This window comes from Actinomycetospora sp. (assembly GCF_055612215.1).
Genome location: NZ_JBVPVA010000191.1, coordinates 1 through 6,419 on the forward strand (window position 1 = coordinate 1; position 6,419 = coordinate 6,419).

At 78.0% G+C, this 6,419-nt stretch carries 5 protein-coding genes; 4 read left to right on the forward strand and 1 reads right to left on the reverse strand.

The genetic code is table 11. The features are described from left to right. From AC0CYZ_RS05235 to AC0CYZ_RS05250, 4 genes are all read left to right on the forward strand, one after another. The coding region (locus AC0CYZ_RS05235) for a sensor histidine kinase (protein ID WP_472213017.1) at positions 1 to 3,550 on the forward strand (3,550 nt) is incomplete at its 5' end. Beyond that, positions 3,547 to 3,969 carry a roadblock/LC7 domain-containing protein gene (locus AC0CYZ_RS05240; RefSeq protein ID WP_472213019.1) on the forward strand — a complete coding sequence of 141 codons (423 nt, stop codon included), beginning with the start codon at positions 3,547 to 3,549 and terminating at the stop codon, positions 3,967 to 3,969. The genes AC0CYZ_RS05235 and AC0CYZ_RS05240, both read left to right, overlap by 4 nt. A gap of 23 nt (positions 3,970 to 3,992) precedes the next feature. Then, a complete protein-coding gene (locus AC0CYZ_RS05245; protein ID WP_472213021.1) occupies positions 3,993 to 4,796 on the forward strand; it encodes a DUF742 domain-containing protein in 804 nt (267 codons plus the stop codon). Then, positions 4,777 to 5,367 carry a GTP-binding protein gene (locus tag AC0CYZ_RS05250; RefSeq protein ID WP_472213023.1) on the forward strand — a complete coding sequence of 197 codons (591 nt, stop codon included), beginning with the start codon at positions 4,777 to 4,779 and terminating at the stop codon, positions 5,365 to 5,367. The genes AC0CYZ_RS05245 and AC0CYZ_RS05250 overlap by 20 nt, the downstream gene beginning before the upstream one ends. A gap of 77 nt (positions 5,368 to 5,444) precedes the next feature. Here AC0CYZ_RS05250 and AC0CYZ_RS05255 read toward each other — a convergent pair. Further along, the coding region (locus tag AC0CYZ_RS05255; RefSeq protein WP_472213025.1) for a helicase-associated domain-containing protein at positions 5,445 to 6,419 on the reverse strand (975 nt) is incomplete at its 5' end.

Genomic DNA, 6,419 nt, shown 5'->3' on the forward strand with positions numbered 1-6,419 from the left:
GTTCCGCAGCGCGGTCGGCACCGACAACGCCGCCCTCGCCGACGCGGTCGTCGGGCCCGACGTCGACGCCCGGGACCGGCTGGCCCAGGTCGTGCTCGGCCGCGGCAGCGCGGGCCTGCCGCTGCAGGTCTCGGCCCAGGACTGGGACGCCGCGTCGAACGCGGTCCAGGAGAAGGTCACCGGCGTCTCCGACCAGCTGCGCGAGCGCCTGCAGGCCAACGCCGCCTCGCTCCAGAACGGCGCGCGCAACGCGGCCGGCGTGGCGTCGGTGGTGCTGCTGCTCGCCCTCATGGCGGGCGCGGCCGTGGTGTTCTTCGTGACCCGGTCGCTGCTGCGGCCGCTGCGGCTGCTGCGCCGCACGGCCCTCGACGTCGCCGAGCGCCGGCTGCCGGCCGCGGTGCGCAGCCTGCGGGAGGGCGAGGCGCCGGACACCGAGGTGAGCCGGACCCCGATCGAGACGCGGGAGGAGATCGGCCAGGTCGCCCGCGCGTTCGACCAGGTGCACGAGCAGGCGGTGCGGCTGGCCGCCGAGCAGGCCGGCCTGCGCACCGCCTTCAACAGCATCTTCGTCAACCTCTCGCGCCGCTCGCAGGCCCTCGTCGAGCGCCAGCTGCGCCTCATCGAGCAGCTGGAGAACAAGGAGGAGGACCCGGAGGCCCTCGCCGAGCTCTTCCAGCTCGACCACCTCGCGACGCGCATGCGCCGCAACTCCGAGAACCTCCTGGTCCTCTCCGGCACCGACGTCGCCCGCCGCGGCGGGCGGCCCGTGCCGCTGGTGGACGTGCTGCGCGCCGCCGCGTCCGAGGTCGAGCAGTACCAGCGCGTCGAGCTCGCCGCGCCGCCGCCGGTCCAGCTGCTCGGCCGCACCGCGGGCGACGTCGTGCACCTCGTCGCCGAGCTGCTGGAGAACGCCGCGGCGTTCTCCGCCCCGGAGACGCGGGTCGACGTCCTGGCCCACGCGGAGCCGGACGGGTCGGTCGTCCTCGAGATCGCCGACCGCGGGGTCGGCATGACCGACGAGGACCTCGCCGACGCGAACCAGCGCCTGGGCTCGCCGCCCACCGTCGACGTCTCCGCCTCGCGGCGCATGGGGCTGTTCGTGGTCGGCCGGCTCGCCATCCGCCACGCGATCGCGGTGACGCTGCGGGCCCGCGAGGAGGGCGGCGTGGTCGCCTCGGTGCGGGTCCCGGCCTCGGCGGTGCTCTCCGGCGGACCCGGCGGCCGCTTCGGCGCCGGTCCGTCCACCCGTGCGCTCGGCGGCACCGGGCTGCCGGTGCGCGCTCCCGGGCACAGCGCGCTCGGCGGGCAGCACAGCAACGGCTCGTCCCGCCCCGAGCCGGCCCGTGCGGAGGCCTCGCGCCCCGAGACCGCCGGTGCGCCGATCCCGCGTCAGGAATCGCGGGAGGGCGTCGGGGTCGAGGCCCGCGACGGCGCCCGTGACGGTGCGTCCCGCGACGGTGCCCCGGGTGGGCTGCCCCGCCGCGCCGCTCCGCGCGGAGGCGGAGGTGCCGGCCCGTTCGGCGGCGCCGCTTCGGCCGGTGCCGCCGGTGCCGCGGGCGCGGCGGCGTTCTTCGCCCCGTCGGTCGACCCGGAGTCGGGCGCCGAGGCCGCCCCCGGCCGCACGGAACCCGGTCCGAAATCCGGGGACGGGTCGGACACGGGGCGTCGCAACGCTCTCGGCGGGCTCGCGTCCGCCCTGCCGCGACGCCCGTCCCGGTCCACGCCGCCGGCCTTCGGCGGGCCCGGCGGCTCCGCGCGGCCCGGTGAGGGACCCGACGGGCCGCCGCAGGGCCCCCCGGCGCCGGGGCCCGGCACCGACGGGGTGAACGACGAGCCGGACGAGGGGGACGACGAGGACGACCGCGTCGCCTCCGTCGTCGGGCCGGACGCCGGCGACGAGAGCGTGACCGTCTGGAGCCAGTCCACCGGCGGCGCCGACGACGACGCCCACACCGAGGCACCCGCGTCCGGTGAGGGGACACCGCAGCCCGACCAGCGGCCCGGCAACATCCCGACGCGCGCCGTCGCCGCCCACGCGTGGCGGGGCCCGAACGGCGACCAGGACGACCAGGACGTCGCGGACGCCACCGCGGACGCCGCCGAGGCGGACGGCCCCGGTGGCCGGCACGGCATGCTCGCGCCGCCCCCGGGGCCCGCTCACGACGGCCGGCCAGGCCCGGCCCTGCGCCCGCGCCCGCGGCCCTCCGAGGGCTGGGCGACGCCGGAGCCGGGACCGCAGCGGCCCGGCACCCGGCCCGGGCCCGCGAGCCACCCGGGCCTGCCCGGGATGCCGGCCCGACCGGGCGGCTTCGCCGGCGGCGGGTTCCCGGCGGGTCCGCGTCCGGGACCGTGGGGCCCGCCGGGCGGCCCGGTCGGTCCGTCGGCCGCGACGGACCTGTCCGGCCCCTTCGCGGCACAACCACCCGTCGAGCACGTGGCCGGTTCCACCCCGGCCTCCGGGACCGGCCCGGCCGACGGGTCCACACCCGACGGACCCGGCACCGACGCCGGCGAGACCGACGCCCCGACGGAGACCACCGCGACGGCCGGCGAGTCGGGCGCCCACGAGACCGGCGCCCACGAGACGGGCGCGCACGGGACCGGCAGCACCGAGGGGGCCGTCCCCGGGACCGCCGACCCCGCCGACACCCCGGCCGACACGCCGGAGGAGACCCCGGCCGCCCGGCCGTCCCGGCTGTCGCTGCGCCCGCTCTCGCAGCGCCGGCAGACCGAGGCCGGCGCGCTGCTGCGCCCCGGCTCCGCGCCCCGGCTCCGCCCGCGGCCCGCCCAGGAGACCGACGGGGCCGACAGTGCCGGCGGCGCCGACGAGGCCGTCGCCGGGACGGAGCAGTCCGCCACCGGCGACGAGCTGTTCGCGTCCGCCGAGGAGGGCGACGCCGCGTCGCCCACCACGGCGAGCGCGCCGGTCGCCGCGGCGTCCGAGCGGAACGGGATCGGCGCGAACGGGTTCGACCACGGACCCGACCCCGAGGGAGCCGACCGCAACGGCTCGGACCAGGTCGGCGCCGGGCACACCAACGGCTCCGGGCTCCCCGTCCGGGGCCGGTCCGGCCCCGAGTTCGCGCCCCGCCGTCCCGCGGCGGTCCTCAACAACCGGGAGCGCACGCCGATCTTCGACGAGGTGGCCTCGGTCTGGTTCCGGGAGCCGGAGCCGAACGCGCCGGCCACCGTCGACCCCGAGTGGGATGCCGCCGACCGCCCCGACTTCGAGGCCGGAGCGGCGTCGCTCGCGTCGGTGGACGCCGGCACCACCGAGGCGGGCCTCCCGCGTCGCCGGCCGAAGGCGCACCTGGTGCCCGGCAGCGCGCGGCCCGGGCCCCCGTCGGGCCCCACCGGCGAGAACGGCGCGGCCGTGCCGCGCCGCAGCCCCGACGCCGTGCGGGGCCGGCTCGCCAGCTACCAGCGGGGGGTCGCCGACGGCCGGTCGAACCGGCCCGTCCAGCCACCCGACGGCGGCCCCGCCGACGGGGTCCCGAACCGTGGCCCGGCGCACGCCGCCGGCCCGTACACCGAGGAGGAGGAGCAGTGACGGCACCCCAGTCGCAGCCCAGCAGGTTCGGCTGGCTGGTCTCGAACTTCGCCGAGCGCGTCCCGGGCGTGGCGCACGCCGTCGTGGTCTCCGCGGACGGCCTGCTGCTCACCGGGTCCAACCGGCTCCCGCGGGACCGCGCCGACCAGCTCGCCGCCGTCGCCTCCGGGCTGATCAGCCTCACCCAGGGCGCCGCGCGGTGCTTCGAGGCGGGCGAGGTCGTCCAGACGGTGGTGGAGATGGAGCGCGGCATCGTGCTCCTCATGTCCATCAGCGACGGCTCCTGCCTCGCGACGCTGGCCGCGCCGAACTGCGACATCGGGCTCGTCGGCTACGAGATGACCCTCCTGGTCGACCGGGTCGGCCAGCTGCTCACCCCCGAGCTGCGCGCCGAGCTGCAGGGCACCGGGTTCCGATGAGCCGCCGGAGGAGGTGAGCGACGGTGAGCCAAGGACCGGAGGACGACGCCTTCGCGCACGTCCTCAACGGGATCACCGGCGGGCCCGCACGACGCCCCGGCGAGCGGCGCGGGCTCCTCGGGCGACTCCGCCGGGCCACGGGCGCGGACGGCCAGGACGACACCGAGGACGCGGACGACGGCGCCTCACCGGCGGACCGCGAGGCCGCGCGGGCGCTCGACGACGGGTCCCCGGGCGACGGGGGCGGCGCCCACCGCAGCCCGCCCCAGGGCGTGCCGGCCGGTCCGCCGTCCGCACCGCGGCCCGGGGGGTGGCGTCCCGTCGTGGAGCGCCCCGACGGGGCGTACACCAACGGCTCCCGACCGCCCGACCCCGCCGACCACCCGGACGCCGCCGAACCGACCACGCCGGCCGGCATCCCGATGGGCCGGCACGAGGTCGGGGCACCGGACTACCCGGACGGCCCCCGGGGCGGGGACGAGCCCCCGGAGTCGTCCTTCGTCCGGCCGTACGCCTGGACCCGGGGACGGACCCGCCCGGCGTACGACCTCGCCGTCGAGACCCTGCTCTCGACGACTCCCCGGGGCCGCGACCCCGAACTGGTCACGCAGTACGAGCACCGCATGATCGCCGACCTCTGCCGCGACCCGAAGTCGGTGGCCGAGGTGGCGGCCTTGCTGTCGCTCCCGCTCGGCGTGGCCCGCGTGCTGCTCGGTGACATGGCCGCGCACGGATCGATCGTGGTGCACGAGACCGCCTCGTCGACGGGCGACGGCCCGGACATGGCGTTGATGGAAAGGGTGCTGAGTGGACTACGACGGCTCTGAGGCTGCTGCGCCGACCACGACGTCGGCGAAGATCGTCGTGGCCGGGGGCTTCGGGGTCGGCAAGACGACCTTCGTGGGCTCGGTCTCCGAGATCGACCCGCTGACCACCGAGGCCGTGATGACCGATGCGAGCGCCGGCGTCGACGACCTCACGGCGGTGCCCAACAAGCGCACGACGACGGTCGCCATGGACTTCGGGCGCGTGACGCTCGACGCCGACCTGATCCTCTACCTGTTCGGCACGCCCGGGCAGGACCGCTTCTGGTTCATGTGGGACGACCTGGTGCGCGGCGCGATCGGCGCGGTCGTCCTCGTCGACACCCGCCGGCTGGCCGACTGCTTCGCCGCGGTCGACTTCTTCGAGGACCGCAACCTGCCCTACGTGCTCGGGGTGAACACCTTCGACGGCGTGCTCTCGCACTCCCTGCGCGACGTGGCCGAGGCCCTGGCGCTCGACCCGGCGGTGCCGGTCATCACCGTCGACGCCCGGAACCGCGAGTCGACCAAGGAGGCCCTCATCGCGCTCGTCGAGCACGCCATGCAGGTCTGGGCGGTCGGCGCCCGCGCCTAGCCGCCTCTTCCGACGTACGAACGGCCGGTTCGTCACCTTCGAAGGTCACGAACCGGCCGTTCGTACGTCCGCGGGGATCAGGCCAGCACGCTGACCGAGGTGATCCGGTGCAGCGCGAAGCTCACCGAGGGGCCGGGCCCGGCGTCGTCGTCGACGGCGGCGTCGGTGCCCTCGAGCAGCCCGCCGCCCACCCGCAGCGGGCGGACCACCCGCTGCGATGCGGTGCCCTGCGCGTCGACGTAGCCGATCCACACGGTGCGCCCGGTGCGGGCGGCGTCGGCGAGCACCGCGACCGTGGCCGAGGCGGTCTGGCGCGTCGATCCGGGCACCGTCGCGGGACCGCGGGCGGCCGTCGCGGCCTTGTCCCCGGCCCGCAGCTGGGCCACGAGGGCGGCCACCTGGTCGTCGGAGAGCCGCGGGCCCCCGTTGGTCGAGGCGCGGTCCGGCCGGCGCGGGGCGGTCCGCCGCCCGCGGGGCCGCAGGTCGAGCACGCTGCCGTCGGCGTCCTCGGCGACGGGGGCGAGCCCGGCGGCGCGCAGCGCCTCGAGCACCTCGGCCAGCGGGTGCGTCGACACCACGACGGTCGGGGCGATCCGGCGCAGCTCCAGGGCCTCGGCCTCCGGGCGGGACACCACCTCGGCGAGCAGCGCCTCGTCCTCGGAGCGCAGGAACGACGCCGCCGACCCGCCGCGCAACCGTCCGTGGCGCCGCGCGACGTCGTCGACGAGGTAGGTCAGGCCCTGCGGGACGGGGGTCGCCGAGCGCGTCGCGAAGAGCTCGTGCACGTCGGCGGCGGTCCACCCGAGGTCGAGCGCGCGGCGCACCGAGTGCTCGCTGATGCGGTAGACCGTGGCGCCGCCCGCGGACTCGACGTCGGCCACCCGGTCCATCGCCGCCGCGAGGTCGGGCTCCAGGCGGCCCGGCGCGACGGCGGTCAGGTCGGCCTGGAGCAACACGTGCCCGACGGGCGCGGGCAGCGCCGGGCGCAGGGCGGCGGCCGCGGCCGCGTCGGGGTCGTCGTCGGGGCGCCGCGCGGTGCGAAGCAGCTCCCG